The 25,602-nt window shown below is 70.6% G+C and carries 26 protein-coding genes and 1 pseudogene; 9 read left to right on the top strand and 18 right to left on the bottom strand.

What is annotated here, in order from left to right:
- Positions 1 to 179: 179 nt before the first annotated feature.
- The 5 genes from AB0435_RS02780 to AB0435_RS02760 form a co-directional block, all read right to left on the bottom strand.
- On the bottom strand, positions 180 to 410 hold the full coding sequence (locus tag AB0435_RS02780) for a hypothetical protein (RefSeq protein ID WP_366426031.1): 231 nt from the start codon (positions 408 to 410) through the stop codon (positions 180 to 182).
- Positions 411 to 717: 307 nt separating this feature from the next.
- A complete protein-coding gene (locus AB0435_RS02775; RefSeq protein WP_366426030.1) occupies positions 718 to 1,569 on the bottom strand; it encodes a helix-turn-helix transcriptional regulator in 852 nt (283 codons plus the stop codon).
- 15 nt (positions 1,570 to 1,584) lie between these two features.
- On the bottom strand, positions 1,585 to 2,106 hold the full coding sequence (locus AB0435_RS02770; protein WP_366006768.1) for a DUF6879 family protein: 522 nt from the start codon (positions 2,104 to 2,106) through the stop codon (positions 1,585 to 1,587).
- Positions 2,107 to 2,327: 221 nt separating this feature from the next.
- On the bottom strand, positions 2,328 to 2,732 hold the full coding sequence (locus AB0435_RS02765) for a hypothetical protein (RefSeq protein WP_366006769.1): 405 nt from the start codon (positions 2,730 to 2,732) through the stop codon (positions 2,328 to 2,330).
- Positions 2,729 to 3,886 carry a molybdopterin-dependent oxidoreductase gene (locus AB0435_RS02760; protein ID WP_366006770.1) on the bottom strand — a complete coding sequence of 386 codons (1,158 nt, stop codon included), beginning with the start codon at positions 3,884 to 3,886 and terminating at the stop codon, positions 2,729 to 2,731. The genes AB0435_RS02765 and AB0435_RS02760 overlap by 4 nt, the downstream gene beginning before the upstream one ends.
- 113 nt (positions 3,887 to 3,999) lie before the next feature.
- On the opposite strand from AB0435_RS02760, the gene AB0435_RS02755 reads away from it, so the two are divergent.
- From AB0435_RS02755 to AB0435_RS02745, 3 genes are read left to right on the top strand one after another with little or no spacing between them, the layout of a single operon-like run.
- On the top strand, positions 4,000 to 5,454 hold the full coding sequence (locus tag AB0435_RS02755; protein WP_366426029.1) for a glycosyltransferase family 87 protein: 1,455 nt from the start codon (positions 4,000 to 4,002) through the stop codon (positions 5,452 to 5,454).
- A gap of 44 nt (positions 5,455 to 5,498) precedes the next feature.
- Positions 5,499 to 7,904 carry an excinuclease ABC subunit UvrA gene (locus AB0435_RS02750; RefSeq protein ID WP_366426028.1) on the top strand — a complete coding sequence of 802 codons (2,406 nt, stop codon included), beginning with the start codon at positions 5,499 to 5,501 and terminating at the stop codon, positions 7,902 to 7,904.
- Between the two features lie 49 nt (positions 7,905 to 7,953).
- A complete protein-coding gene (locus tag AB0435_RS02745; protein WP_366006773.1) occupies positions 7,954 to 8,817 on the top strand; it encodes a DNA-formamidopyrimidine glycosylase family protein in 864 nt (287 codons plus the stop codon).
- A gap of 4 nt (positions 8,818 to 8,821) precedes the next feature.
- Here the strand turns inward: AB0435_RS02745 and AB0435_RS02740 are convergent, their stop codons facing one another.
- Positions 8,822 to 10,270 (bottom strand): amino acid permease, encoded by a 1,449-nt coding sequence (locus AB0435_RS02740; RefSeq protein WP_366426027.1) that lies wholly within the window; start codon positions 10,268 to 10,270, stop codon positions 8,822 to 8,824.
- 93 nt (positions 10,271 to 10,363) lie between these two features.
- Positions 10,364 to 12,709, bottom strand: coding sequence for a GH92 family glycosyl hydrolase (locus AB0435_RS02735; RefSeq protein ID WP_366426026.1), 2,346 nt, complete (start codon positions 12,707 to 12,709; stop codon positions 10,364 to 10,366).
- 195 nt (positions 12,710 to 12,904) lie between these two features.
- On the opposite strand from AB0435_RS02735, the gene AB0435_RS02730 reads away from it, so the two are divergent.
- Positions 12,905 to 13,618, top strand: coding sequence for a (2Fe-2S)-binding protein (locus AB0435_RS02730; protein ID WP_366426025.1), 714 nt, complete (start codon positions 12,905 to 12,907; stop codon positions 13,616 to 13,618).
- Here the strand turns inward: AB0435_RS02730 and AB0435_RS02725 are convergent.
- The gene (locus AB0435_RS02725) at positions 13,552 to 14,244 is read right to left on the bottom strand and encodes a PAS domain S-box protein (protein ID WP_366006777.1); all 693 of its coding nucleotides are present in this window, start codon (positions 14,242 to 14,244) and stop codon (positions 13,552 to 13,554) included. The genes AB0435_RS02730 and AB0435_RS02725 overlap by 67 nt on opposite strands.
- A gap of 314 nt (positions 14,245 to 14,558) precedes the next feature.
- Between AB0435_RS02725 and AB0435_RS02720 the strand changes: the two are divergent.
- The 3 genes and pseudogenes from AB0435_RS02720 to AB0435_RS02710 form a co-directional block, all read left to right on the top strand.
- A pseudogene (locus tag AB0435_RS02720) lies at positions 14,559 to 14,684 on the top strand (dodecin family protein); the annotation flags it as partial.
- 85 nt (positions 14,685 to 14,769) lie between these two features.
- Positions 14,770 to 15,273 (top strand): recombinase family protein, encoded by a 504-nt coding sequence (locus tag AB0435_RS02715; protein WP_366426024.1) that lies wholly within the window; start codon positions 14,770 to 14,772, stop codon positions 15,271 to 15,273.
- A 75-nt stretch (positions 15,274 to 15,348) separates the two neighbouring features.
- Entirely contained in the window at positions 15,349 to 16,440 is a 1,092-nt protein-coding gene (locus AB0435_RS02710; protein ID WP_366426023.1) for a recombinase family protein, read from the top strand.
- On the opposite strand, the gene AB0435_RS02705 is transcribed toward AB0435_RS02710, so the two are convergent.
- Positions 16,437 to 16,658, bottom strand: a complete 222-nt coding sequence (locus tag AB0435_RS02705; RefSeq protein ID WP_366426022.1) for a dodecin — start codon at positions 16,656 to 16,658, stop codon at positions 16,437 to 16,439. The genes AB0435_RS02710 and AB0435_RS02705 overlap by 4 nt on opposite strands.
- A gap of 165 nt (positions 16,659 to 16,823) precedes the next feature.
- On the opposite strand from AB0435_RS02705, the gene AB0435_RS02700 reads away from it, so the two are divergent.
- Entirely contained in the window at positions 16,824 to 17,504 is a 681-nt protein-coding gene (locus AB0435_RS02700) for a PLAT/LH2 domain-containing protein (protein WP_366006781.1), read from the top strand.
- Positions 17,505 to 17,903: 399 nt separating this feature from the next.
- Here the strand turns inward: AB0435_RS02700 and AB0435_RS02695 are convergent, their stop codons facing one another.
- The 4 genes from AB0435_RS02695 to AB0435_RS02680 are packed head-to-tail and all read right to left on the bottom strand — an operon-like array spanning position 17,904 to position 19,864.
- Entirely contained in the window at positions 17,904 to 18,089 is a 186-nt protein-coding gene (locus tag AB0435_RS02695) for a DUF397 domain-containing protein (protein WP_366002194.1), read from the bottom strand.
- Positions 18,090 to 18,103: 14 nt separating this feature from the next.
- Positions 18,104 to 18,949 (bottom strand): helix-turn-helix transcriptional regulator, encoded by an 846-nt coding sequence (locus AB0435_RS02690; RefSeq protein WP_366426021.1) that lies wholly within the window; start codon positions 18,947 to 18,949, stop codon positions 18,104 to 18,106.
- A 10-nt stretch (positions 18,950 to 18,959) separates the two neighbouring features.
- The gene (locus AB0435_RS02685) at positions 18,960 to 19,484 is read right to left on the bottom strand and encodes a DUF6879 family protein (protein ID WP_366002196.1); all 525 of its coding nucleotides are present in this window, start codon (positions 19,482 to 19,484) and stop codon (positions 18,960 to 18,962) included.
- A complete protein-coding gene (locus AB0435_RS02680) occupies positions 19,475 to 19,864 on the bottom strand; it encodes a hypothetical protein (RefSeq protein WP_366002197.1) in 390 nt (129 codons plus the stop codon). The genes AB0435_RS02685 and AB0435_RS02680 overlap by 10 nt, the downstream gene beginning before the upstream one ends.
- A 295-nt stretch (positions 19,865 to 20,159) precedes the next feature.
- Between AB0435_RS02680 and AB0435_RS02675 the strand changes: the two genes are divergently transcribed.
- Positions 20,160 to 20,288 carry a hypothetical protein gene (locus AB0435_RS02675; protein WP_366002198.1) on the top strand — a complete coding sequence of 43 codons (129 nt, stop codon included), beginning with the start codon at positions 20,160 to 20,162 and terminating at the stop codon, positions 20,286 to 20,288.
- Between the two features lie 439 nt (positions 20,289 to 20,727).
- Here the strand turns inward: AB0435_RS02675 and AB0435_RS02670 are convergent, their stop codons facing one another.
- From AB0435_RS02670 to egtA, 5 genes are read right to left on the bottom strand one after another with little or no spacing between them, the layout of a single operon-like run.
- Positions 20,728 to 21,114, bottom strand: coding sequence for a hypothetical protein (locus tag AB0435_RS02670; protein ID WP_366002206.1), 387 nt, complete (start codon positions 21,112 to 21,114; stop codon positions 20,728 to 20,730).
- The gene (gene egtD / locus AB0435_RS02665) at positions 21,111 to 22,085 is read right to left on the bottom strand and encodes an L-histidine N(alpha)-methyltransferase (protein WP_366002207.1); all 975 of its coding nucleotides are present in this window, start codon (positions 22,083 to 22,085) and stop codon (positions 21,111 to 21,113) included. The genes AB0435_RS02670 and egtD overlap by 4 nt, the downstream gene beginning before the upstream one ends.
- Entirely contained in the window at positions 22,082 to 22,864 is a 783-nt protein-coding gene (gene egtC / locus AB0435_RS02660; RefSeq protein WP_366002209.1) for an ergothioneine biosynthesis protein EgtC, read from the bottom strand. Before egtC ends, egtD begins: the two co-directional genes overlap by 4 nt.
- Entirely contained in the window at positions 22,864 to 24,192 is a 1,329-nt protein-coding gene (gene egtB, locus AB0435_RS02655) for an ergothioneine biosynthesis protein EgtB (RefSeq protein ID WP_366426020.1), read from the bottom strand. Before egtB ends, egtC begins: the two co-directional genes overlap by 1 nt.
- Positions 24,189 to 25,472 (bottom strand): ergothioneine biosynthesis glutamate--cysteine ligase EgtA, encoded by a 1,284-nt coding sequence (gene egtA, locus AB0435_RS02650; RefSeq protein ID WP_366426019.1) that lies wholly within the window; start codon positions 25,470 to 25,472, stop codon positions 24,189 to 24,191. Before egtA ends, egtB begins: the two co-directional genes overlap by 4 nt.
- Between the last annotated feature and the right edge of the window lie 130 nt (positions 25,473 to 25,602).

The following is a 25,602-nucleotide window of genomic DNA, read 5'->3' as shown; positions in this document are numbered from 1 at the left end:
GGGGCTCCGCCCCGGACCCGGCTTCAGGCGGAGTCCAGGGGAGGTGGCTGGGGAGTCCGAGGGGACGGCGCGTCAGCGCGGTCGGCGGTCCGGGGGCTCGCCCCCGGCTGTTCCGGTCGGGAGCATTGCCGTCCGGCCTGCTGAGCCTTCGTGGTCGGCGTGGCTCAGCAGGCCGGGGTTCATTCGGCGCGGGTCACCCGCGCGTGGTCGGTCACCAGCCGCCGGAAGGGATCATGACCGGTGCGTCCGGTGTGGCGCAGCGCCCAGTCCTGCGCTGCTTCGTGTACGTCCTGCGGGCCGGAGTCCTCACCGCAGCCATCGGTGGTGCAGAACGCTTCGAAGACGATGCCGCCCTCGGGTACGTGGGTGATCGTGTGCGGCACGTACCGGTAGACGGTGTGCGTGCTCACCTCGTCCCCCTGGCGTCCCGCCGGGTTTTCCTGTGCGGGTGCTGCCGGATCTCCACGTTGCAGTCGGAGACCTTGGAACCGTCACCCCTCGCCCTGGCTTCGCGGCGCTCTCTGTCCAGTGCGCAGCACACGTCGCAGTCGAGCACTGCGGGCGGGTCGCCGTCGAGTCTCAGCGGCAGCTCAACAGGCGGACTGGAATAGGTTGTTGGGCTCGTCATCGGTATCCCCTTCGCGTCGTCCTGATGGTGACCACGCTAGGAGCGGCCTTGCGGGAGTTCCTAGGAAGTTCCATAGAGTTCCACATCCATCACTCCAGCGCGTCAATGGCGGACGTGATGAGAGACCGCGCATCGGCCCCGTAGGCGGCCAGTCGGGCGAACTCGGCGAATGCCTTGAGGTACTGCCGTACGTCGCTGGGCGCAGTGACGTTCACCCGTGCAGTCAGCAGCTCCGCTTCAGCTTGCTCCTCGTCGTAGACGCTGAACGTCTCGATCATCCACATGCGGCGCTCTGAAGCGAACGGGATAACACCTAGTGAAACTGACGGGAACGCCATCGAGGACAGGAGATATCCGAGCTGCCCGGCCATCGTTTCCGCGTCGCCCACACGATGGCGCAGCACCGACTCTTCAAGCACCAGGGCGAAGCGGTGGTTCCCCTCGCGCACCACCCGCGCAGAGCGGTCCAGCCGGGCCTCGACGGCCCCGCTCACGTCGTCGGGGGTCTCGTGAAACTCGCTGATGGATCGCAGCAGCGCGGAGGCATAGGCGTGAGTCTGGAGGACTCCGGGAACCACATTGGCGCAGTACGTACGGAAGACCCGTGTCCGCTCGTAGAGCGGCAGATACGACTGTTGCAGTTGCTTCAGCCCGGAACGCTGAACGCGCCGCCACTCGACATACATGTTGTCGGCAGAGCGAGCAGCGGCAATCAGGTCGGCGGCCTGGTCGTCTGCACCGCAGACGCGGCACCACGCACGAATATCCTCGGGAGACGCAGGGGTGACAGCGTTCTCCAGACGGGAGACCTTGGATTTGTACCAGCCCGCGCTGATGGCCACAGTGTGGCCGGACAAGCCCGCGTCCTTCCGGATCTCCCGCAGTCGGTCGGCGATCGCCTTCCGCGCTGCCTCAACGCTTGATGACGGGGACGCGGGCATGTGCGGTTCGGTCCGTCAGATCCGGTAGTCCTTGTGCGGCGTCGCTCGCTCCCACACCGCATCAAACGCTGTCGCGCAGAACTTCGCCACGTCCGGCCGCTCGTCGAGTTCCGGACCTGCTGAACCGCCCTCGCCAGTGAAGTGGTTCCACATGACCACGTGCCCGTCGAAGCACCAGTAGTCATTACCTGGCAACGCAAGATCGGATGCCTTGCGACGGGGCAGCCAGCTGACCAGTTCACCGGCGGCAATGTTCTGGTACGTGCATCCGTGCTCATAGCGGATGTACTCGCTCACGGGCTCGGAGACGATGCGGGCACGCCGGAACACGACCCCTCGCGCCGTGGCGTCACGCACCCACGTGTGGAAGTCGTTCCACCATGTTGACGGGTCCGGATCAGGGCGCCAGCCGGCGCGCCACTTGCCGAACTCCGCTGCCTCCTCCCCGACGCCGTACGAGTCGCGCAGCTCCAAGTGCACGGCCGAATGACGGGTGTTGGCCAAGAGGTCAACGAACGCCAAGTCGGTCTGCGACATCACACGCCTCCCTCAGCGCGGGCACCATGCGAATCGGCACGCGCACCACCGCCTCCGTCTCTGGGACCGGACCAGTCTCGCGGCACCGCTCCAACAGCGCCTGCCGCCCTCTCATGGGTTCCGATTGGTTCCACGAGCGTCACCCACGCGACGGAGACGGTCAAGGGCGCATCCAGACACGCGAAAGCCCCCCGCACCCGCCCTGGGGAAAAAGCCCGCCGTCACTCCCGAGCCGAACGGCGCCGCCGCGACCACCGCCCCGCGACCACCGACAGCCCCACCCCCGCCGTCACCCCCACGCAAAGAGCCCAGTTGCGCGGATAGTCCAGCGGCAGGACCGACGCGTTCTGTACCGGCCCCGGTCGGAAGAGGACCGTGAGGGACACCGCCGTCAGTGCCGCGGCCACCAGCAGCGTCCCCCGTACGATCCCCCGTACCGGCCCGCGTGCCAGAGCGAAGCCCACCGCCAAGGTGACCGGTACCACCACGCCGTCGTGCAGGACGATCACGCCCAGCAGCCACTTCGCGACCTCCGCCGGGTCCTGGGGCTGTGCGCCGAAGAGCAGGGCCCACGCTCCCGTGGCCATCAGCGCGAGGCCCAGCGCGCCCACGAGGAGCCGTGTCACAGCGCCTCCATCCGCGCGACCCACTTCGTCTGGAGCACGCCCGGACGGTTCGGGGCGATGATCCGGGCGGGGTAGCCGTGGTCGAGGGAGAGCACCCGGCCGTCCAGGCGCAGGGCCAGGAGGGTGAGCGGGTCGCGGGCGTAGGTGTGCGGCATCATCATCACGCGGTAGCCGCCGTGGGCCTCCAGCGATGTCACCCGGATCAGGGCGCCGGGCGCCGCGCCCGCCCGGTCCAGGAGGTCGCGGACCCGCACGCCCGTCCAGCGGGCCGACTTGCTCCACCCCTCCACGCACGCGATGGGCAGGGTCACCTCCCGCTGCGGCATGGCGCGCAGCTCGTCCAGCGTCAGCTCGTACGGTCGTGGGCCGTCGACCCGCAGCCGCCAGTCCCGCACGGTCGCGGTGCTCACCCTGGCCAGCGCGGCGGACCGGTTGACGGGCAGGCCCTGCGCGCCGTGGTCGGGGTGCCGGGGCGCCAGCAGGTCCAGCGCGCCCAGCGGGGTGAACGACTGCCCCACCGTCGTCACCGTCACCGCTCCGGCCGCCACGCCCACGGCGGCCAGCAGCGACCGCCGGTCGACGGCGTCCTCGGCGGGCAGCGCCAGGGTGCCCGCCGAACGGCGCCGCCAATGCGCCCTGATCTCCGGGGCCTTGACCGCCACGTGCAGCACGACGGAGCCCATCAGCACCCAGCCCACCGCGAAGTGCACGGGCACGAAGGAGAACGCGTACGGATACCACTGCGCCGTGTTGAGCAGCCCGGACATCAGCTCGAAGAGGGCCGTCGCGACCAGCACCGCCACCGACACCCGCTCCAGCGCGTGCCGCACCGACCGCACCGCCGGCCACACGAACAGCCGCGGGTACACCGTCCACAGCTTCGCCAGCAGCAGGGGCACCGCGGCGATGCCGCTCGCCACGTGCAGCCCCTGGCTCACCCGGTATCCCCACCGAGGGCGGCTGGGCAGCACGTCCGCCAGCATGCCCGGCTGCTGGAGGTAGTGACTGATCAGTCCCGTCACGAAGCACACGGCGACCGCCACCCCGAGCCAGCGGCCGATCGCGGTCGCGGTGCGCGCGTCGTGGAGGCGGCCCCGGAAGGACGGCAGGGGCGGACGGGGCAAGGGGGAGGGGCGGCGCAGCGGGAGCTTCATGGCTCCATCAGACCGCGCGCGAGGGCCTCCAAGGCGTGATCGACACCTTACGAAACGCGGACGCCCGCGCAGGTCCGGGGGCTGAGGCGGGCTTCCGGTGCCAGGGTGGAACCGTGAAGCCCCGTACCGCCGTCGCCCTCACCTCCGCCCTGCTCGCCGCCCTCGTCACGGTCCTCGCCGCCGCCGTCGGCAGTGACGCCTACTTCACGGACCCGGCCGCCCTCACCGGCTGGTACGCGGCCGCCTGGGCGCTCTTCGCCGCGGCCGCGTGGTCCCTGCGCGCGGTGTCCGCCCGGCACGTCGTGCCCCTGGTGCTGGCCGGTTCGGTCGCCGTCGCCGCCACCGGGCTGCTCGCCGAACCCCGCACCAGCTCGGACGCCTTCCGCTACGTGTGGGACGGGCGGGTGCAGGCCGCGGGCATCTCGCCGTACGACCACGCACCGGCCGACCCCCGGCTGGCGCACCTGCGCGACCCCTGGCTCTTCCCCCAAGGCGCCCAGTGCGAGCGGCCGGAGCGCTTCCGCATCGCCCCGGACACCGGGCAGGGGGCGTGCACGCGCATCAACCGGCCGTACGCGCACACCATTTACCCGCCCGTCGCCGAGGGGTACTTCCTCCTCGTCCACGCGCTGTCCCCGCCCGGCACCCGCCACAAGCCCTTCCAGGTGGGCGGCGCGCTGCTCGCCGTGGCCACCTCGGGGCTCCTGCTGTACGCGCTGCGCAGGCGCGGCGACGGCCGGGCCGCCGCGTACTGGGCGTGGTGCCCGGCCGTCGCCGTCGAAGCGGTCAACAACGCCCACGCCGACGCGCTGAGCGTGCTGTTCACCGTCGCCGCCTTCACCGTCGTCGCCGGCCGCCGCCCGCTCGGCGGCGCCCTGCTCGGCGCGGGCATCGCCACCAAACTGCTGCCTGCCGTCACCCTGCCGGGAGCGCTGAGCGGCCTCGCCCGCCGCCCACGCGAGGCGCTCGCGGTGCTGCTGCCCGCCACCGCCGTCGTCGCCCTCGGCTATCTGCCCTACATCCTCGTCTCGGACAGCTCCGTCCTCGGCTATCTGAGCGGCTACACCCAGGAGGAGGGCTACGACGACGCCACCGTGAAGAACCGGTACGCCCTCCTGCGCCTGGTGCTCCCCGACTCCTGGGCCCTGCCCGCCACGCTCGTCGTGCTGGCCGCGGTGGTGGCGTACGTGCTCCGGCGCGGCGACCCCGGGCGGCCGTGGCGCGGCGCGCTGCTGGTCACGGGGACGGCGTTCCTGCTGCTGACCCCCGGCTACTCCTGGTACGCGCTGCTCCTCGTCGGCCTGGTGGCCCTCGACGGGCGGTGGGAGTGGCTCGGCGTCGCGGTGGCCGGGGCGGCGAAGTACATCGGCGGCCGGGCCGTCGGCGACCCGAACCTGCTCGGCACGGTGGCCTACGCGGTGGCCGCGCTCGCGGTGACGGGCGGCTGGGCCCTGCGCCGCGCCGCGGCGAAGCGCGCGGGCCGGGCCGCACCCGAGGCGGCACCCGAGGCCACCGGCCGGACCCGGCGTACGGCCCCCGAGCGCGAACCCGAGCCCCCACGCCCATAAAATCGGGGCGAAACGTACAGCGCCTACCCGCGGAGAGCACCCCGATGACGACCCCCGACGGCGGCGCGCACGACCCCTACGTGCGGGTCCGCGGCGCGCGCGAGCACAATCTGCGGGCCGTCGACGTCGACATCCCGCGCGACGCCCTCGTCGTCTTCACCGGCGTCTCCGGCTCCGGGAAGTCCTCGCTCGCCTTCGGCACCGTCTACGCCGAGGCCCAGCGGCGCTACTTCGAGTCCGTGGCCCCCTACGCCCGCCGGCTCATCCACCAGGTGGGCGCGCCCAAGGTCGAGGAGATCAGCGGGCTGCCGCCCGCCGTCGCCCTCGAACAGCGCAGGTCCGCGCCGACCTCCCGGTCCTCCGTCGGCACCGTCACCACCCTCTCCAACTCCCTGCGCATGCTCTTCTCCCGCGCAGGTACCTACCCCGAGGGCGCGGAGCAGCTGGACTCCGACGCCTTCTCGCCCAACACGGCCGCCGGGGCGTGCCCGGAGTGCCACGGCCTGGGCCAGGTCCACCGGGTCACCGAGGAATCGCTGGTCCCCGACCCGTCGCTGTCCATCCGCGACGGCGCGATCGCCGCCTGGCCGGGCGCCTGGCAGGGCAAGAACCTCCGCGACATCCTCGGCGCCCTCGGCCACGACCTCGACCGGCCCTGGCGCGACCTGCCACGGGCCGACCGCGACTGGATCCTCTTCACCGAGGAACAGCCCGTCGTCACCGTCCACCCCGTACGCGACGCCGACCGCATCCAACGCCCTTACCAGGGCACCTACATGAGCGCCAAGCGCTACGTCCTGCACACCGTCGCCGACTCCAAGAGCGCCTCCCTGCGCGCCCGCGCCGAGCGGCACCTCGTCAGCGGCCCCTGCCCGGTGTGCGGCGGGCGGCGGCTGCGGCCCGAGGCGCTGGCCGTCACCTTCGCCGGGCGGGACATCGCCACGCTCGCCGCCCTCCCGCTCGCCGACCTCGCGCGGACCCTGCGCCCGGCGCGCGAGGGCGACGGAGTGGCCGCGGCCCTCGCCACCGACCTCGTCGCCCGCATCGAGGTGCTCACCGAACTCGGCCTGGGCTACCTCGCCACGGACCGGCCCACCCCCACCCTCTCCGCGGGCGAGCTCCAGCGGCTGCGGCTCGCCACCCAGCTGCGCTCGGGCCTCTTCGGCGTCGTCTACGTCCTGGACGAGCCCTCGGCCGGACTCCACCCCGCCGACAGCGCCGCGCTGCTCACCGTCCTGGACCGGCTCAAGGCCGCCGGGAACTCGCTGTTCGTCGTCGAGCACCACCTGGACGTCGTGCGCCGCGCCGACTGGATCGTCGACGTCGGACCACGGGCCGGAGAACACGGCGGCGAGGTCCTCTACAGCGGGCCCGTCGCCGGGCTGGCCGGCGTGGCCGGCTCCGCGACCCGGCGGTTCGTCTTCCCCGACGGGGCGGCGCCCCCGCCGCGTACGCCCCGCGAGCCCACCGGCGCGCTGAGGCTGCGCGGCGTCGCCCGGCACAACCTCCGCGGCCTCGACGTGGACTTCCCCCTCGGCGTCTTCGCCGCCGTCACCGGGGTCTCCGGCTCGGGCAAGTCGACCCTGGTCGGACAGGTCCTCGCGGAGAAGGCGACCGCCCACCTGGAGGGCGAGACCGTCACCGGCGCCGAGGGGCTGGAGGCCGTCGACCGGCTCGTCACGGTCGACCAGAAGCCGATCGGCCGCACGCCGCGCTCCAACCTCGCCACGTACACGGGCCTGTTCGACGCCGTGCGCAAGGTCTTCGCGGCCACCGACGAGGCCCGCGCCCGCGGCTACACCGTCGGCCGCTTCTCGTTCAACGTCACCGCCGGGCGGTGCGAGGTCTGCCAGGGCGAGGGCTTCGTCGCCGTCGAACTGCTCTTCCTGCCCGGCACGTACGCACCGTGCGCCGCGTGTCAGGGGGCGCGCTACAACCCGGAGACACTGGAGATCGCCTACCGCGGCGCGAACATCGCCGAGGTCCTCGACATGACCGTCGACGCCGCGGCCGGCTTCCTCGCCGACGTGCCCGCCGCGGCCCGCAGCCTGCGCACCCTCCAGGACGTCGGCCTCGGCTACCTCCGCCTGGGCCAGCCCGCCACCGAACTCTCCGGCGGCGAGGCACAGCGCATCAAACTCGCCACGGAACTCCAGCGCACCCGCCGGGGCCACACGCTCTACCTCCTCGACGAGCCCACCACCGGCCTCCACCCGGCCGACACCGAACTGCTCCTGCGGCAGCTGCACGGGCTGGTCGACGCGGGCAACTCCGTGGTGGTCGTGGAGCACGACATGACGGTGGCCGCGGGCGCGGACCACGTCATCGACCTGGGGCCCGGCGGCGGGGACGCGGGCGGGCGCGTGGTGGCGGCGGGCCCGCCGGCCGCGGTGGCCGGGGCACCGGACAGCGTGACCGCGCCATATCTCAGGGCGGCGCTGCGGCGCTGACCGGACCCGGCCGGGTTGCCGCGCCCCGGGGCCGCGGCAGACTGGACCCATGCCGGAGCTGCCCGAGGTCGAGGCCCTGGCCGGGTTCCTCGCCGAGCACCTCGCGGGACGGACGGTCGAGCGGGTGCTCCCGGTGGCCGTGTCCGTGCTCAAGACGTACGACCCGCCGCTGAGCGAGGCCGAGGGACGGCGGGTCACCGCCGTGCGGCGGTACGGCAAGTTCCTGGACCTCGCCACCGACGGCGGCCCGCACCTGGCCTTCCACCTCGCCCGCGCGGGCTGGCTGCGCTGGCACGACCGCCTCCCCGACGCCCCGCCGCGCCCCGGCAAGGGCCCGCTCGCGCTGCGGGTCCGCCTCACCGACGGCGCGGGCTTCGACCTCACCGAGGCGGGCACCCGGAAGCGGCTCGCCGTCCACTGGGTCCGCGAGGTCCTCGACGTACCCGGCATCGCCCGGCTCGGCCCCGACCCCCTCGCGCCGGACTTCACCCGCGACGCCTTCGCCGCGCTGCTCCGTGACGAGCGGCGGCGGCTCAAGGGCGTCCTGCGGGACCAGAGCGTGATCGCGGGCATCGGCAACGCCTACTCCGACGAGATCCTGCACGCCGCCCGGATGTCCCCCTTCAAACTCGCGGCGAGCCTGACCGAGGGCGAGGTCACCGCGCTCCACGAGGCGCTGGACACGACGCTGCGCGCGGCCGTCGAGCGGGCGCGCGGCCACGCGGCGGCGGAGCTGAAGGCCGGGAAGAGGAGCGGACTGCGGGTGCACGGGCGTACGGGAGCGCCGTGCCCGGTCTGCGGCGACACGATCCGCGAGGTCTTCTACCGGGACTCCTCGCTGCAGTACTGCCCCACCTGCCAGACGGGCGGCATGCCGCTCGCCGACCGCAGGCTGTCCCGCCTGCTCAAATAGCCGCTCACTCCTGGGGGATCCCGCGCGCGTCCGCGTGGGCCAGTTCCGAATGCTTGTAGGAGTAGGCGAAGTACACGACCATCCCCACCGCGAACCAGACCGCGAACCGCACCCACGTCTGCCACGCGAGATAGGTGATCAGCCAGATCGACGCGGCGACCCCGACCGCGGGCACCACCGGCACCCAGGGGCAGCGGAAGGAGCGCGGCAGGTCCGGGCGCTTGCGGCGGAGCACGATCACCGCCGTGCACACCACCGCGAACGCCAGCAGGATGCCGATGTTGGTCAGCTCGGCCGCCTCGCCGATCGGCACGAGACCGGCGATGGCCGCGGAGGCCACACCCACGATCCACGTCACGCGCGTCGGCACGTGCCGCGTCGGGTGCGTCTTGGCGAACCACTTGGGCAGCAGCCCGTCCCTGCTCATCGCGAACCACACACGGGTGACACCCAGCATGAACGTGAACATGACGGTGAGGATGCCGATGATCGCGCCCACCGCGATGACGTCCGCGATCCCGTCCAGCCCCACCGACTTGAAGGCCGTGGAGAAGCCGCTCTTCTTGTCGATGTCCTTGTAGCTCTGCATGCCCGTCAGCACCAGGCAGGCCAGCACGTACAGCACCATCGACACGGCCAGCGAGTAGAGGATCGCCCTGGGCATGTGGCGCTGCGCGTCCTTGGACTCCTCGGCGGCCGTCGACATCGCGTCGTAGCCGAAGACGGCGAAGAAGACCGTGGCCGCGCCCGTGAAGGCGCCGCTGACCCCGAACGGGAAGAAGGGCGTGTAGTGGGACGACTTCACATGGAAGAAGCCCACGACGACCACCAGCAGCACCACCCCGATCTTCAGACCCACCACGACCGTCTCGAAGCGCGCCGCGTTCCGCATCCCCATGGTGAGCAGCCAGGCGATCAGCAGGCACAGCAGCGCCGCGAACAGATCGATCCGGTGCCCGCTCCCGGTGCCCGGCGCGCCCAGCATCCACGTGGGCAGCTTCGCGTTCATCTCCCCGAGCAGGAAGTTGATGTAGCCGGAGATGCCGATGGCCACCACCGCGACGATCGCCGTGTATTCGAGCAGCAGGTCCCAGCCGATGAACCAGCCGCCGATCTCCCCGAGCACGGCGTAGCCGTACGTATAGGCCGATCCGGCCCGGGGGATCAGGCCCGCGAACTCCGCGTACGAGAAGGCCGCCGCCGCGCTCGCCACGCCCGCGATGAGGAAGGACACGAGCACCGCGGGGCCGGCGACACCGTTGGCGATGGTCCCGGCAAGGCTGAAGATGCCCGCGCCGATGATGCCGCCGACGCCGATGGCCGTCAGCTGCCACACCCCGAGGGACCGGGTCAGCCGCTGGGCCGGGCCGCCGCCCTCGACGGTCTCCGCCTCTTCGATGGTCTCGATCGGTTTGCGGCGCAGTACGCCCTGACCCGCGCGGAGCCTGGCCATGTGTCATGTCCTCTCGTCGACCCTGCCGGGGGCGGACATCATCGCGGAGCGGGGGCGGCTTCGGAAGGCGCCGCCCCGCACCGGGCCCCGGGTTCAGCCGATGGCGGGCGCCACGGCCGACGGCGTCGTGCCCCACCGTGACGGCGTCCCGCCGACGGTGAAGTCGAGTCGCGAGCTGTCCTTGAGCTGCGCGGTCGTCAGATAGGTGCGGTCGTGGGGCGAGCCGTCGAGGCGCACCGACCGGATGTAGCGGTCGGTGTCCGAGGTGCCGGGCGCGGTCACGGTCAGCCGCCCGCGCGGGTACCAGCGCCGGTCCAGCCGCAGGTCCACCCGCTCGAACACCGGCGTGCTCAGACCCCAGGTGTCCGCGCCCGGCTGCACCGGATAGACGCCGATGGCGGAGAGGACCATCCACGCGGACATGGTGCCCAGGTCGTCGTTGCCGGTCATGCCGGCCGGGGTGTCGGTGAAGAGGGTGAGCGCGGCGTGCACCACGTCCGTGGTCTGCCACGGCCGGCCGGTGGAGAGGTAGGTGTACGGCGCGATGAGGTCGGGCTCGTTCTGCGGGTTGTACTTGTCGGCGTTGTAGTAGTCGTACGGGCCGTTGACCCACACCTCGCGGGCGGTGCGCGCCGGGTCCTTCAGCAGCCGGTCGTAGGCGAAGAAGGAGTCGAGCCGGGCGTTCGCCTTGTCCGCGCCGCCGATCAGCCGCACCATGCCGGGCAGGTCCTGCGGGACCAGCCACTGGTACTGCCAGGCCGTGCCCTCGTGGAAGCCGACGCTCTTCGCCGGATCGGCGGGACCGGTGAAGGCGCCCTTCCCGTCCCGGGCGCGGAAGAAGCCGGTCGAGGGGTCGTGGACGTTGCGGTAGTTCCGGGCGCGCTCGGCGTAGCGCTCGGCGTCCGCGCGGTGGCCCAGGCCGCGGGCCATCTTCGCGAGCACCGCGTCGGCGAGCGCGTACTCCAGGGTCGCCGACGCGCCCTGCTGGTAGTCGGAGTCGCCGGGCTTCTCCCTGGGGCGGTCCGGCAGATAGGGCACGTAGCCGTGTCCGATGTACTCCGCGTTGCCGTCCCGGCCGGCGTAGGGGGAGGAGGCGGGCGGCACCCCGTCCGCGTTCTTCCTCAGCGCGCGGTACGCCTCCTCCTCGTGGCCCGCGAGCAGCCCGGCCTGGTAGGCGTTGGTGAGGTACGGGGTCACCGGGTCGCCGGTCATGATGTTCGTCTCGACCGTGCCGTAGCCCCACTTGGGCAGCCAGCCGCCGTCGCGGTCGACGCGCAGCACCGACAGCGCCATGTCCCGCGACTCACGCGGCGCGAGCAGCGCCAGCAGCTGCGCCTGGGTGCGGTAGGTGTCCCACAGCGACCAGTTCTGGTAGTAGGTGAACCCCTCGGCGCGGTGCGGCTGCTGGTCCCAGCCGGTGTAGCGGCCGTCCGCGTCGCTGCCGATGTTGGGCGAGAGGAACGCGCGGTAGAGCGAGGAGTAGAAGGCGCGCCGCAGCGCCCGGCCGCCGCCCTGGGCCCGGACGTCGGTCAGCCGTCGCTCCCAGGCCGCGCGCGCCTGCCGCGCGGTGCGGTCGAAACCGCCGCTCTCCGCGCGGAGGTTGCCCTCCGCGCCCGCGGCGTCGACGTAGCTGATGGCGGTCGTGGCCTCGACGGTCCGGTCGTGGGTGGTGTCGAAGCGCACCCACGCGCCGTTGCGCCCGGTGGAGGTGGAGAGCTTGGAACCCGGGGTGATCCGGTCGCCGCTCCAGGTGCCGAAGCCGGTGAAGGGGCGGTCGAAGCGGGTGATGGTGTGCAGGGTGTAGGGGCGGGTGTCCTGGCAGAAGCCCCGGCCGGTGATGGTGGAGCGGACCGTACGGGAGTCCACGACCTCGACGGTGGTGGAGACCGTGCGGTGCAGCGACTGGCCCGTGTTGAGCAGGACGTTGGCCTTGTCGGTCGAGGGGAAGGTGTAGCGCTGGACGCCGGTCCGCTCGCTCGCCGTCAGCTCGGCGGTGATCCCGCCGTACGAGGAGAGCCCGACCTTGTAGTAGCCGGGCCGGGACCGCTCGTCGTCGTGGCTGAACGCCGCCGCGTAGCGGGCGTTGTCCGTGCGGGTCACCTCGCCGGTGGTGGGCAGCACGGGCAGGTCACCGCCGATGCGGCAGCCGACGCCGGACAGGTGCACGGCGCTGAAGCCCCGGATGTGACCGTCCTTGTAGTCGTAGCCGGTGCTGTGGCCGGTGTCGGGGGACAGCTGCACCATCCCGAACGGCACGGCGGCACCGGGGAAGGTGTTGCCCTCGTTCTGGGTGCCGATGAACGGGTTCACCAGGCCGGTGAGGTCGTCGTCGGCCGCCACGGCCCGCTGCGGGGGTACGAGCGCCGCGCCGGCCAGCGTCGCCGCGAAGGCGAGCGCGGCCGCGCCGGCGCGCAGCCGCAGGTGTGCGGTCCATCTCATCGTCCACGCCCCTCGTCTGACACGTCATATGACCTGACATCGTTGTCAGCGCCGAGGGTATCGAGAGGTTGACGCGCTGTCATGATGTCCGGCGTGCCTGGTGTGGCGATCCCCGGCCCAGGAGACGCGTACGGCGGCGGGCCGTGAAAGGCTGACGGCGACCCCGCCCGCCCGCCGAACGGACCCGCCCCGCCCATGGACCTCCGCGAACTCGCCTCCGTGGGGCCCTTCTTCGCCCTGCGCACCGACGCCGGCCCCGGCGGCCCGGGGGAGTACCTGCCGCTGGCGGACCGGACCGAGGAGGCTGTGCGGCGCAGGGTGGCGACCGTGGCGGAGCGGCTGGGGACGGCGGACCGGCGGGTCGCCGCGTCCATCGCCTACCAGGGCATCGCCGGACGGCTGCTGTCCGTGGCCCTCGGCTCCGCCGTGCTCACCGGCCGCGTACCCGACCTCGCCGACGGCCGGCTCCGCTGGCATCCCGCGCGCACGGCCCCCGATGACCTGTGGCTGCCCGAGCCCGCCGCCCTGCCGCCCGCCGCCGACCTGGCGGGCCAGCTGCGCGACCACGTCCTGGACGGCTCGCTGACCACCTTGCACGCCACGACGCGTGCCGTCGTCCCCGTCTCCGGCCGGCTGCTGTGGGGCAACGCCGCCTCGTCGCTCGCCGGATCACTGCGGGTGCTGCACGCGTGGTGCCGCGAACGGCACCGGCCCGAGGAGGCGGCCCGCGCGCTCGCCCTGACGCGCGCGCTGCTCGGCGCGCCACCGCTGAGCGGCACCGGCACCCTGACCGCCGCCGCGCCGGGCGGCCCGGCCTTCGCCCGCACCACCTGCTGTCTGTACTACCGCGTCCTGCCCGGCGGGATGTGCGGCGACTGCGTGCTGCGGCACGCGCCCCGCGCCCGCTGAGGCGCCGGGGCGGGCGGCCACTCCCGCGTGGACAGCACACCGAGGACGTACGCCTTCGCCACCAGAGCCGTGCGGTTGGGCACACGCCAGCGCCGGGTGAGCCTGGTCAAGTGGTAGTTGACGCCGTCCACGGTCAGGCCGACGGCCTTGCCGATGGCGGCGGTCGTGGCCCCGGCGGCGGCCAGCGCGAGGATGTTCCCCTCCACCACACTCACCTCCGCCATCGGCTCCACCGGCCGGTGCGAGGGATCCGTCCGCACGCGCAGGATCGCCAGCAGCATCGGGTTCGCGGGGAAGGCGTCACCCACCGGGTCCACCAGCAGTTCGCCCTCCCGCTCGATCCCGTCCGCGCCGGTCACCCAGCGCACCTCGATCGGGTGACGGGGCCGGCGGCCCAGCCGCAGCGCCTCGATGTGCCGGTCGAGCCTGCCGAGGGCACGCGGCCGGAACAGCTCCTGGAGGTTGCGGCCGCGCAGTCTGCCGGGCGCCGTGCCCCACTCGGCGGCCATGGCCGGGTTGGCGACCGTCACCTCGCCGTCCGCCCGGCAGACCGCGATCGGCGTCGGGATCCGGTCGAGCAGCAGCAGAAAGTGGTTGCGCCAGCTGGTGTATTCCTCGCCGCCCATGTCCGCACCGGCCCCTCGCTCGTTCCACGCCCGTCCAAGGGCCCGTCCAGTGCTTGCCCTGCGGGGCCCGCGCAGGAGCGTCGAGCTTCCCACCACTGCAGGATCGTGCAGTTCTGCATACGAGTGGGTGAGCTCATTTGCATGAGCCCGTCCGGAGTTCGAGGACACCGCCGCGAAGCGGAACACCCGCAGGACCACCACAAGATCCGCCGGAGGCCCGCCGTGTCTTCCAACGGCCGCGCTCGCCTCGCGAGGTGGCGCGTGGTGGGTCACGGTGGGGGTGTCCGGACCGTTCCACGCCTGGAGCCTGTGCCATGACCCACCACACGTATCGCGTGACCGAGATCGTCGGCTCGTCACCGGACGGCGTCGACGCCGCCGTGCGCAACGGTCTCGGGCGGGCGTCCCAGACGCTGCGCAACCTCGACTGGTTCGAGGTAGAGATCACAAAACCCCTCGTCGCTTGACCAGTCCTTTACCATTGCGACGGGGGGTGTGATCGGACATGTAAGGCAAGCACCCCCTATGCACACAACACCGCCCAAGCCCGGCCCCGGAACCCTGGTTCTCGGCGTCCGGCGCATCAGCCACGACACCGAGGCAAGCTCCGCTCTCGTTCGCCAGAAGAAGGAGCACGACGCCGCCGAGAAGCGTTTCGGCTTCCAGATGGTCGGCGACGTCGAGGACGCCACAGTCTCCGGCTCCGTGAATCTCGCCGACCGTCCCTCGCTCGGCAAGTGGATGGTCGAACCTAAGATCCACGAGTGGCAAGCTCTCATGGTCACCGCTCAGGATCGAATCACCCGCGATGACTGGGAGTGGATGGCTTTCCTGCTGCTGTGCCGAGAGCACGGCAAGCAAGTGATCATCCTCGAAGAACCGAACTTCGATCTCTACGACCGCAGCTCCCGAATGATGTCCCACTTCCGGTCCTACAAGGACTCGGAGTACCTGGACTCAATCAAGAAGAAGAAGCAGGACCAGGTCCAAGACTTCCGCGAACAGGGACTCTGGCCTGGGGGGAACTGACCCTTCGGATACCGAACCGAGAGGTTCTTCCACGAGCCCTCCGGGAAGCTCCGGTGGCGACTCGCCATCGACCCCGTGACCAGCAAGCTGGTCCGTGAGGCGTACTCCAGGATCGTTGAACAGGGCTGGTCAACCGGTCGGCTGGTCGGGGACTGGAACAAGCGGAAGATCCTCACCGCGCGCGACTACCAGCGCCACGTCAACGCACTTGAACGTGGCGACAGCGTGGAGGTCAATGCCAAGGTCAAGGGGACCAAGTGGAGTCACCGCGCCATGTTCACGATGCTCTCCAAGAGGCATCTCATCGGACAGCGGGTACACAAGGGCGAAGTCATCATGGGGCCCGACGGACTTCCGCAGAAGTTCTGCGAACCCATCCTTACCCAGTCGGAGTGGGATGTCCTTCAGGAAGTCCTCCAGACTCGGGGCGACAAGTACCGCAAGAAGGAGAAGCTCGGGTCCGGTGATCTCACCGGGGTTGTCTACTGCCTGTGTGGTCGCAAGCAACACGAGCTGCACAGCCACAAGAAGGCCACCAAGACGAGCCCGAGGATCAAGAACTACTACCACTACTTCTGGTGCTCCAGCAGGCCGGCCTCCTACCTTGAGGTCTGCGACTACGTGGTCTGCTGGCCCCAACAGCAGGTGAAGGACGAGCTGGAGTCGGCGTTCCTGCATCGCCTGGGGAACATCGAGATCAAGAACAAGTCGTTCAAGCCCGGAGTGGACAATCGCCCGCAGATCGAAGAGATCAAGAAGGGCGTCGCACGTCTCACCAACCGTCTCTTGAAGTTCGACGATGACGACCCCCGGTACATCGCGACCGAGAAGCTGCTCGAAGATCACACCGCAACGCTCAGGGAGCTAGAGAAGGAGCCGGTGGTCCCGTCTCAGTGGGTCGAGCAAGGGACTGGCGTGACCTTTGCGCAGCGCTGGGCCGAGATGGATTGGGAGCAGCGGGGCTGGCTGCTGAAGGGCCTGGGCATCCGCTTCATACCGGCCGGCACGCCGAAGCAGCCCATGTACTTCCTCGTCCATCCCGACGACGTGGTGGAGAAGGCTCACCACGCGGCCGGCGGCATGGTGGACGCCTTGAGCAAGGAGGTCTGGCTCAGGGAGGTCGAGGAGTTCCAGAGGATCGTGGCTGCGATGCGGCTGGCTGCTTAGACTTCCGCGTCGTCTTCCAGCCGGAAGCCGACCTTCATGGCGACCTGGAAGTGGGCTACCTGCCCGTTCTCGATGTGTCCGCGGATCTGGGTGACCTCGAACCAATCGACTTGGCGGAGGCTTTCGCACGCACGGCTGATGCCGTTCCGGATGGCTGTGTCGATCCCTTCCGGGGACGATCCAACGATCTCGGTCACTCGGTAGACGTGGTCCGCCATGACGGCTTCTCCTTCGGTCCGATGACTCCACACTGCATCGGACGAGCGGGCGGCGCGAGTCGGCCTTGACGAGCGCCCCCGTCCCGGACGCCGGATCTCTCGCGGATACGACCCTGGCGGCGTGTCTTCTCTCCGTTCCTCATTCCTGCACGATAGAGATCGGGAGTGAACAACAGTGGCCGCACCTTCAACGCTGACCGCCCCTACAAGGTCCGCGTCACCACCTGCAATTTCCATGGAGCCGGAACCGACTCCACCATCTCTGCACGTCTCATCGGCCGGAAGGATAAGGAATCCGACTGGACCGAGCTGGACATTTCCGGCTACCAGGACCTTGAACGCGGAGACGACGACGTCTACGGCATCAACGTTCCCAACGACTTCGGTCCCCCATGCTCCATCGAGTTCAAAACCAGCGGTGGTGACGCGTGGGCAGTGTGCCGCATCCAGGTCCAAGGACCTGATGGCACCGTCTACTTCACCGCAGACCACTCCAGAACCGGAATCTACGGAACCGGTACCCCTCGCTGGCTCTCGAACGAGGAGGAAAGCCACCTAAAGGATATGCCGTTGTCGATTGGTTCGTTCCGCAGCCCGCTCTACACGAGTGACGGCTACAAAGCCTGCATCAGCAGCGACAAGAAACAGAAGATCATCAAAGCGCTCAAGACTGCCACAGAGGACTACGCCAAGGGAAAAAACAGTGTCGTCAAGGTCTGCGAGGACGAAGACGGCAACGCTACTGTCACGGTCGTCACCCTCAGCGAAGACGAACTAAACATGATTCCGGACGACCCGAAATGCGAAATCATCCACCCTCTCTCCCTTCGTCGGAACCTCGGTTAGTCTCTGCGTCGAAGGGCACTTGTCCACGCAGGTCAGGCCGCGGGCTTTGTGCTCTTCGCGGCACGGTGGGCACGGACCCGGCAGGCCGTCGAGCAGTACTGGCGCCGCCGCCCGGTCGCGGAGTCTGCCATTCATGGCATCCGTGCGGTGGCGGTTTTCGGAAGATCAACCGCGGCAGGTGCTGTTGAGCACCTGCCTGCCTGAGGTGGTCGGCCGTACAGCATCGGTAGAACAGGGAGGGCCCTGGCTCCGGCCGGGGGTGCTTTCACAGGCTGGCGCCGCCCCTTCTGGCACGGCAAGATCAGGCACCATGACGATTTCCGTTCTGGCTCATGGGTGGCTCTCGCTTCCTCATTCGTTGAGGGTGGCCCCTCGGCCCACAGCCGAGGGGCCACCGTGTCAGCGGCCGGTACTGATGTGGTCAATAAACACGCTCCAAGCCCTTGGGCTCGTGGAGACTTCAGGAGCAGTCCGGCGCTTGGTGTCTCGGATGTGGATCTTGCCCGGGTCGTTGTCGGCCACCTCAACGCAACTGTCAGTCTTCGTGTAGGTACTGGTCCGCCAGTTCAGGGGCTCGGTCGTCATGTCGTCTCCCTAGGTCAGTACCGGTCGTAGTACCGGATGGCACCACGGATCAGCTCCTTGGCCGAGTCGCCGTAGACCGCTGATCGTTTAAGGAGCCCGAAGGCTTTGATGTACGTCTCGATCTCCGAGGGCTTCGACACCGTCAGCTCGGCGGAGAACGTCTCCACCAGCACCAGCCTGCTGTCGAACATCGAGAACGAGTTGCCGGGCCAGATCCACAGCGGAGCAGCGCGAGGCACGAACCCCAGGCTCAGCCGTGGAAGTCGCATCACGTGGAGCAGCCACTCAAGCTGCTCCAGCATCACGTTCCGCCCTCCGAAGTTGCTGTACAGGGCCTGTTCACCGAGGATGACGTGGAAGGCACGGTCTCCCTCGTAGAGGTACTTCTGCCGCTCCAGGCGCTTGTCCCGGGCGGATTCGATGTCGTCGGGGATGTCGTAGAAGTTGACGACCTGCTTGAAGGTGTCCGCGGCGTAGTCGGCGGTTTGCAGGGCTCCCCAGACGAGCGTCGGGTGCCAGATCCTGAAGAGCTTGGTCTTGGCGTAGACCGGTATGGCCTTCTGCTGCCGGGAGGTCGCGCCGTCCTTGAGCTGTCGCTTCCACTCCAGCCACAGTTCGTTGATGTGCCGCAGAACGGCAATCAGGTCCGCTACCTGATCTTGTTGCCCGGTTGCCTCGCACCAGACGCGGAGGTCTTCCTCGCTCGGCTTCTGCCGGCCGTGCTCGATCCGGGAGACCTTGGATTCGTGCCAGCCGGCGGCGGCAGCGAAGGCACGCCCGCTGGTGTATCCCGCGTCCTTCCGGAACACACGCAGACGGGCGCCCAGGGCCTCTCGTTGGTCTTGTGCCTCTGTGCTCACGGTCCGATGATCAGGGCTTGTACTCGGTGTGGGGAATGGCGAGGCCCCAAAGGAGGTCTCGGATTCGGATGCACTCGGCCACGATCTTGGGATCTGTGATCAGCTCTGATCCGAGAACCCTGCCTTCGGTGTCGAAGTGGCCGACCGCGAGGAGCTTGTCGTCGTAGAGCCACCAGTCGTTGCCCTGTACGGGGAAGGCGATCCCTTCGGGGAGTTGGTGACGCGGAAGCCAGCGGATGTCCTCGCCCACCTCGATGTTCTGTACCGTTAGCGAGTGCTCCCACCGGACGTACTGCGTGTGGGGCTCGGTGATCACCCTGACCCGTCGTACGGTCTTGCCCGCACCCGTGGAACGGCGCATGAGCGACTTCCAGGGGTCCAGCCACTCAAAGTTGTCCGGCTCGCCTCGCTGCCAGCGCGCATAGGGCGTGTCCTCGACCGGGGAGCCGTAGTCGTCTCTCAGCTCTAGGTGGAAGGCGTCGCGCTCGAAGCTGTTGAACAGCTCGTCACGCTGTGCGCTGGTGATCAGGTCCACTCGTCTTCCTCCAAGAGGTGCAAGATCGCGGATCGCGGGACTTCGAGGCAGTCCTCGTAGTCGGGCAGTCGCATCTGACTCAGGGCTTCCGGGTCGCGCATTTTGGGCCCCTGCACGATGCATGTCCCCTGTTTCGTGCAGATCATGATCGGGGCCGAGAAGTTCTTGATCGTCCCGGACGATAGTCCGTCCTTCGTCAGGTGCTCAAAAAGCTCGATGGGGACCTCGACGGCGACGTCCCCTTGGGGGACGTCGAGCTGCATGAGCAGATCGTTCGCGTAGATCTTCCAGCCTTGGATGACGTAGCTGTCTCGGTCACTGGCGTACAGCGTCGGGCTGTCGCCCGGGGTCGAGTTCTTACCAAGGAACCGTAGCTTCATGGTCGCTCTCCCGTCCTCCGCCTTGCGCAAGTTTGCGCGATACACCGATGGTCGACTAGCCGTTCGGGCCCGTCAATCGCGATGCTGCAAACTGCCGCAAGCTTCTTGGGAGTTGGGAACGCCTGGTTCTACGTTCGAGAGGACTTCCCGAGCGACACAGGAACGAGGCGAAGCAATGGCAAGCTTCCGAGGAAGTACCTGTACACCGGCTCGAACGGTCCTCTCGGATCACGCCGAACCCACGACCGTCTCGGAACGTGCCCCCTGCTCGGGGCCCCCGCCGCACCCCAGGTGCATGCCCTGCACGAGAGCCGACGAGGACCGCACGTCGGCCCGCGACGAGGGCGACCTCCGCAGGGAGGGCGCGTGCAACCGGGAGATACTGCGCCACCCCCACCGGGGCCGTCCCCTCTCGGCGCGGTGATCCGCGTGGCGATGACGATCAGAGTCTCGCGCGACAGCGGCCAGACCTACGAGAGCCAGGTCGTTTACAAGACGAGCAAGGACAAGCCCCCTGTCCTTGAGCCCAGTTCGGCCTGGCCCCCGTGCATGTGCTTCCTCTGCAAGGCGAAGAGGCGCCAGGCGTGAAGTGGAAGTGGCCCACGCCCGGCGACCTAGCCCTCGGGGCCCTCTGGGCGGGAGTTGTCGCCCTCTGCGTCAGTCGGATCTCCTCCGGCTGACCCCCAAGTCCCCCGCTCCTCAGGGGGCGGGCTGCAAGTGCCATCACGTTCATCCGACGAAGGAGAAGCCCTTCCCTCCAGAAGAGCTACACCCAAAGACAATAAGACCCCCGCGCCCTGAGTGGGCATGGGGGTCTTCTGGTGTATAGCTATCAGCAGAACAACTGACGCACCGTCAGATTGCTACGGCGCAGCCAGCAACCTGAGCTTTTGGATCTCGCCGTCAGAGAAGCCCAGCTCTGTGCCACCGGGCGCGATCAGCACACCGAGAGTGGTCCCGTAGATGGGGTACATCTCGTCCGTGATGCGGGTGACCATGAGGGAGGCCCGGAGGTTGCCCTCACACGGGCCCGTCGTCTGCGACTCCTCGCAGACGTACAGCACGAGCGGGTACCCGCCGAACGCCTCGGGGACGTACACGGGCATCAGGTCACCGGTCGGCTGCACCTTCTCGCGCACAAGCGCCAGACGTTCGCCATGATCCTTCGGCCACTCAAGCTCTTCGATCGGAGCGTCCAGGTTGGCCGGTATGATGCCCTCGCCGCGCCGCTGGTCCTTCTCCTCGTTCACACCGCGAGGCTAACCGGCACGGACAGCGAAAGCGCGAAGCGCCCCTGCTCGTCGGTCCACCAGCGGCGCAGTTCCAGCCCCGCGGCCGCCAGCTCCCGGCGCACCCCCTCGTGGCGGAACTTCGCCGAGATCTCCGTCCGCAGCTCCTCACCCTCCTCGAAGTGCACCGCGAGGTCCAGCGCGGGGATCTTCACCACGACGGCGCTGCGGGCCCGCAGCCGCATCTCGATCCACTCCCGCCGCTCGTCCCAGAGGGCGACGTGGTCGAAGTCCGCGGGGTCGAAGTCGGCGCCGAGCTCACGGTTGACGACGGCGAGGACGTTCTTGTCGAACTCGGCCGTCACCCCCGCGGCGTCGTCGTAGGCGGCGACCAGCGTCCGCTCGTCCTTGACCAGGTCCGTGCCCAGCAGGAACGCGTCACCGCGCGCGAGCCCGGACCGCACCGCGCCGAAGAAGACCGCCCGCTCCTCCGGCTGGAGATTGCCGATCGTGCCGCCGAGGAAGGCGAGGAGCCGGGGGCCGGGCGTGTCTGGCAGCGCCAGGCCGTACTGGAAGTCGGCGACGAGGGCGTGCACGGTCAGGCCGGGGTTCTCGGCGAGCAGCGTCCGTGCCGCGCCCTCCAGGGCGCTCGCGCTGACGTCGACGGGCACGTAGTGGTCGATGGAGGGCAGTGCCGAAAGGAGGTGGCGGGTCTTGTCGGAGGAGCCGGAGCCCAGCTCCACCAGCGTCCGCGGCCGCAGGACCTCGGCGATCCCGGCGGCCCGGGTGAGGAGGATCTCCCGCTCGGCGCGCGTCGGGTAGTACTCGGGCAGCAGGGTGATCGCGTCGAACAGCTCGCTGCCGCGGGCGTCGTAGAACCACTTCGGGGGGAGCGCCTTGGGGGTACGGGTCAGCCCGGTCGCGACGTCCGCGCGCAGGGCGGCGGCGGTCGCGTCGGCGGGAAGGGTGCGGGTCAGGGCGAACGGACTCACAGAACGGGCTCCTTGAGCGCGGAGTGCGGGGTGAGCGGGGAGAGGGGCGACAGCGCGACGCCGGCGCGGGTGGCGGTGAGCAGGGTGCGGTCGGGGACCTCGGTCCAGGCGGGGTCGTCGTCGTAGGGCTCGGAGGCGACGACGGTCCGCCCCGCGGAGTCGCGAAGACACCAGAGGGAGTCGCCCCACGCGGTCGCCGCGACGGTCGCCCCGTCGGTCAGCAGCAGGTTCAGCCGGGAGCCGGGGGCGGCGCCGGCCACGGCCGCGACCGTGTCCGCGAGGGCGGGCCCCAGGGCCGCGCCGGCGCGCAGCCGGTGCTCGACCAGCGCCCAGACGAACGCCGAGTCGCACCGCGCCGCCAGCCGCAGCACCGCCCCCGGGGGCAGCGCGGCGGCGAGCGCGGCGACGGAGTCCGGCCAGCCGGTCAGTGCCCCGTTGTGGCTGAACAGCCAGGGCCCGGAGGAGAACGGCGCGGTGGCGGCCTCCCCGTCGGCGTCCGCCTCGGTGGCGTCCCGCACGGAGGCGAGCAGTGCCTCGGTGCGCACCACCCGGGCGAGGTCGGCGAACGTCAGGTCGCCCCACACCGGCCCGGCCCGCCGGTAGCGCGCGGGCTCGGGGTCGCCCGGCGCGTACCACCCGATGCCGAAGCCGTCCGCGTTGACCGTGCCGTGCCGCTGCCGGCGGGGCGCCCACGACTGGCGGACGAGCGAGTGCGGCGGCTCGGTCACGGTCGCGCCGATCGGGGATTCCGGCCCCAGGACCGCGAGATGACGGCACATCAGGACGGCTCCGCGTCACGGGCCGTACGGAACCCGGCGAAGATCTGCCGGCGGACCGGCAGGTCCCAGTTGCGGAACGTGCCCCGGCAGGCGACCGGGTCGACGCCGAAGGACCCGCCGCGCAGCACCTTGTGGGCACTGCCGAAGAACACCTCCGAATACTCGCGGTAGGGAAAGGCCCGGAAGCCCGGATACGGCAGGAAGTCGCTCGCCGTCCACTCCCACACGTCGCCGATCAACTGCCGTACGCCCAGCGGTGAGTCACCCGCCGCGTACGCCCCGACCGGGGCCGGGCGCAGATGGCGCTGGCCCAGGTTGGCGCGGGCCGGAGTGGGGTCCTCGTCGCCCCACGGGTAGCGGCGCGAGCGGCCCGAGGCCGGGTCGTGGCGGGCGGCCTTCTCCCACTCGGCCTCGGTGGGCAGCCGCCGTCCGGCCCAGGCGGCGTAGGCCGCCGCCTCGTACCAGCTGACGTGCAGCACCGGCTCGTCCGGCGGTACGGGCTCCACGACCCCGAACCTCCGCCGCACCCAGGCCGTGCCCTCGCGCCGCCAGAACAGCGGCGCGGCCAGCTCGTGGGTCCGCACCTGCTCCCAGCCCTCGGGCGGCCACCAGCGCCGGTCGGCGTAGCCGCCGTCCTCGATGAACCGCTGATAGGCGCCGTTGCTCACCGGCAGGGTGTCGAGGAAGAAGGACGGCACGGAACGGGTGTGGGCGGGCCGCTCGTTGTCCAGGGCCCAGGGCTCGGCGGAGGTGCCCATCGTGAACGGGCCGCCCTCGACGAGGACCTCCGCGGGCAGCAGGCCCGCGTCCGGCGCCGCGGGTGGCGGCTCGGGCGCGGTGAGGGCCGCCGGGCCCCGGCGCAGCTGATGGGTGATCAGCATGGTCTCGTCGTGCTGCTGCTCGTGCTGGGCGATCATACCGAAGGCGAAACCGGACTCCACCAGCGGTGCGCCGCGCAGCGGGGTGGCCGCCAGCAGGTCGAGGACCCGGCCGCGCACGTCCGCGACATAGCCCCGCGCCTCCGCGGGCGGCAGGAGCGGCAGCGCCGGGCGCCGGGCACGCGGGTGCTCGAACGCGTCGTACACCGAGTCGATCTCCGGGCGCAGCGCCGCGCGGCCGCCCACCGCGCGCAGCAGCCACTGCTCCTCCTGGTTGCCGATGTGCGCGAGGTCCCAGACCAGCGGGGACATCAACGGGGAGTGCTGGGCGAGGAGTTCCGGCTCGTCCACGCAGCCGGTGAGCCGCCCGGTGCGCTCGCGCGCCGTGACGAGGGCGGTCACGGCGCGCTGCCGGAGGGGTTCGGGGTCCGGCGGGGTGCTGTTGGTCATGTGCGGCTCTCCTTGCCGATGACGTGGTCGAGGACGTCGTCGGCGGGACATCGGCGCCGGTCGACATAGCGTGCGGTGAAGGAGTCGACGGCGGCCAGCACGCGGGGCGGCGCGCCCAGCCGGGGCAGCGCCTCACGGGCGGCGGCGAAGCAGGTGACGGCGGCCCCGTGCAGCTCGGGGTCGGCGAGACCGTGGCGGGCCGCATTGCGCCACAGGGCGTTGCGTGGTGCGGGATCCGGGCCCGCGGTGTCCGCGAGCGCCTTCACCGAGCGGTAGGCGGTCTCGGCGGCCACCGGGTCGTCGAAGAGCGCGGCGGCCACGGCGAGCGGCACCAGCCAGCCGTCCTCCCCGGGCTGGGCGTCGATCATGCGCAGCTCCAGGTGGCCCCGCGGCCGCACCGGCGGGAACAACGTTGTCAGGTGATAGGCGACGTCACCGGCCGTCACCGGCCGGGGCCGCCCCGAGCGGACCCAGCCCCGCAGGTCCAGGCCCGCGGGCGGCCGCCAGGACGCGGCGTCCTCCGACGGCACGCACATCACCGGGGCGTCCAGCGCGTACCGCGCCCAGGCCGCGCGCGGCTCCAGCGCCTCGTCCGGCGCCAGGGTGCGCCCCGGGTCCATCCGCGTGTACGTGGCCTGCCTGCTGGAGCGCCAGCCGGTCGGGCGGCCCAGGTGGAGGGGGGAGTTGGCGAACGCGGCCACCAGCACCGCGCCCAGCAGGTGCGCGAGCCGCCACCGCCGCCCGAACCCCAGCGGCCCCGGCTCCTCGAAGCCCGCGTCCACGCACACCTGCACGGACGCCGTACGGCACATCACGGTGCGCCCGGCGCCGTTGATGCGGTCGTAGTGGGCCTCCATCGCGTCGTAACGCGGCGTGTCGAGGACGCGGCGGGGCAGGTGCCAGGGGTCCTGGCCGTAACCGGCGAGGACGAGGCCGAGGTCGCGCAGCGCGGGCCTGGCGAGGGCGAGATCGGCGGAGACCTCCGTCACGCAGGAGGCGAGGGACTCCGCGGGCCGGGAGCTGAACTCCACCTGGCCACCGGGTTCGACCGTGAGCAGGGACTTCAGCGGCAGGGTCCGCAGCCGGTCGACGGCGGCTGCCAGCAGGGCCGGGGTGACGGGACGGGCGGGATCGCGAAGATCGTGGACGAGCCATTCCAGTTCGACGCCGAGGCGCCGCGGCGGCCCGGTCTTGAAACAGATCCCCCGCACCAGCGCGTCCACTTCCGCTTCGCCGACGACGCGGGCGGCGCCCGCCCGGTCGGGCTCGGTGTCGGTCACGGTCCGTACCTCCGTCCGTTTCCCGCTTCCTGCTCTCGTTCCCTGTCCGCGTGCGGTCAAATCGTCCCCCTCGCCTCTCACCATGGGCGCAGGGGTCCCTCCGACATTGTGGCCAGCCCTTGACGCGCCC

The organism is Streptomyces sp. NPDC051173, from assembly GCF_040689515.1.
GTDB lineage: Bacteria > Actinomycetota > Actinomycetes > Streptomycetales > Streptomycetaceae > Streptomyces.
This window is presented reverse-complemented; position numbering and strand designations above follow the sequence as displayed.

Coding starts and splice junctions, on each gene's coding strand:
- AB0435_RS02760 (WP_366006770.1), bottom strand. CDS start 3,886: ATGAAGCTCCCGCTGCGCCGCCCCTCCCCCTTGCCCCGTCCGCCCCTG.
- AB0435_RS02775 (WP_366426030.1), bottom strand. CDS start 1,569: ATGCCCGCGTCCCCGTCATCAAGCGTTGAGGCAGCGCGGAAGGCGATC.
- AB0435_RS02705 (WP_366426022.1), bottom strand. CDS start 16,658: ATGGCGGACCACGTCTACCGAGTGACCGAGATCGTTGGATCGTCCCCG.
- AB0435_RS02745 (WP_366006773.1), top strand. CDS start 7,954: ATGCCGGAGCTGCCCGAGGTCGAGGCCCTGGCCGGGTTCCTCGCCGAG.
- AB0435_RS02725 (WP_366006777.1), bottom strand. CDS start 14,244: ATGGGCGGCGAGGAATACACCAGCTGGCGCAACCACTTTCTGCTGCTG.
- AB0435_RS02715 (WP_366426024.1), top strand. CDS start 14,770: ATGCACACAACACCGCCCAAGCCCGGCCCCGGAACCCTGGTTCTCGGC.
- AB0435_RS02675 (WP_366002198.1), top strand. CDS start 20,160: ATGCCCTGCACGAGAGCCGACGAGGACCGCACGTCGGCCCGCGACGAG.
- egtC (WP_366002209.1), bottom strand. CDS start 22,864: ATGTGCCGTCATCTCGCGGTCCTGGGGCCGGAATCCCCGATCGGCGCG.
- AB0435_RS02680 (WP_366002197.1), bottom strand. CDS start 19,864: ATGAAGCTACGGTTCCTTGGTAAGAACTCGACCCCGGGCGACAGCCCG.
- AB0435_RS02770 (WP_366006768.1), bottom strand. CDS start 2,106: ATGTCGCAGACCGACTTGGCGTTCGTTGACCTCTTGGCCAACACCCGT.
- AB0435_RS02735 (WP_366426026.1), bottom strand. CDS start 12,709: ATGAGATGGACCGCACACCTGCGGCTGCGCGCCGGCGCGGCCGCGCTC.
- egtB (WP_366426020.1), bottom strand. CDS start 24,192: ATGACCAACAGCACCCCGCCGGACCCCGAACCCCTCCGGCAGCGCGCC.
- AB0435_RS02695 (WP_366002194.1), bottom strand. CDS start 18,089: ATGACGACCGAGCCCCTGAACTGGCGGACCAGTACCTACACGAAGACT.
- AB0435_RS02740 (WP_366426027.1), bottom strand. CDS start 10,270: ATGGCCAGGCTCCGCGCGGGTCAGGGCGTACTGCGCCGCAAACCGATC.
- AB0435_RS02730 (WP_366426025.1), top strand. CDS start 12,905: ATGGACCTCCGCGAACTCGCCTCCGTGGGGCCCTTCTTCGCCCTGCGC.
- AB0435_RS02750 (WP_366426028.1), top strand. CDS start 5,499: ATGACGACCCCCGACGGCGGCGCGCACGACCCCTACGTGCGGGTCCGC.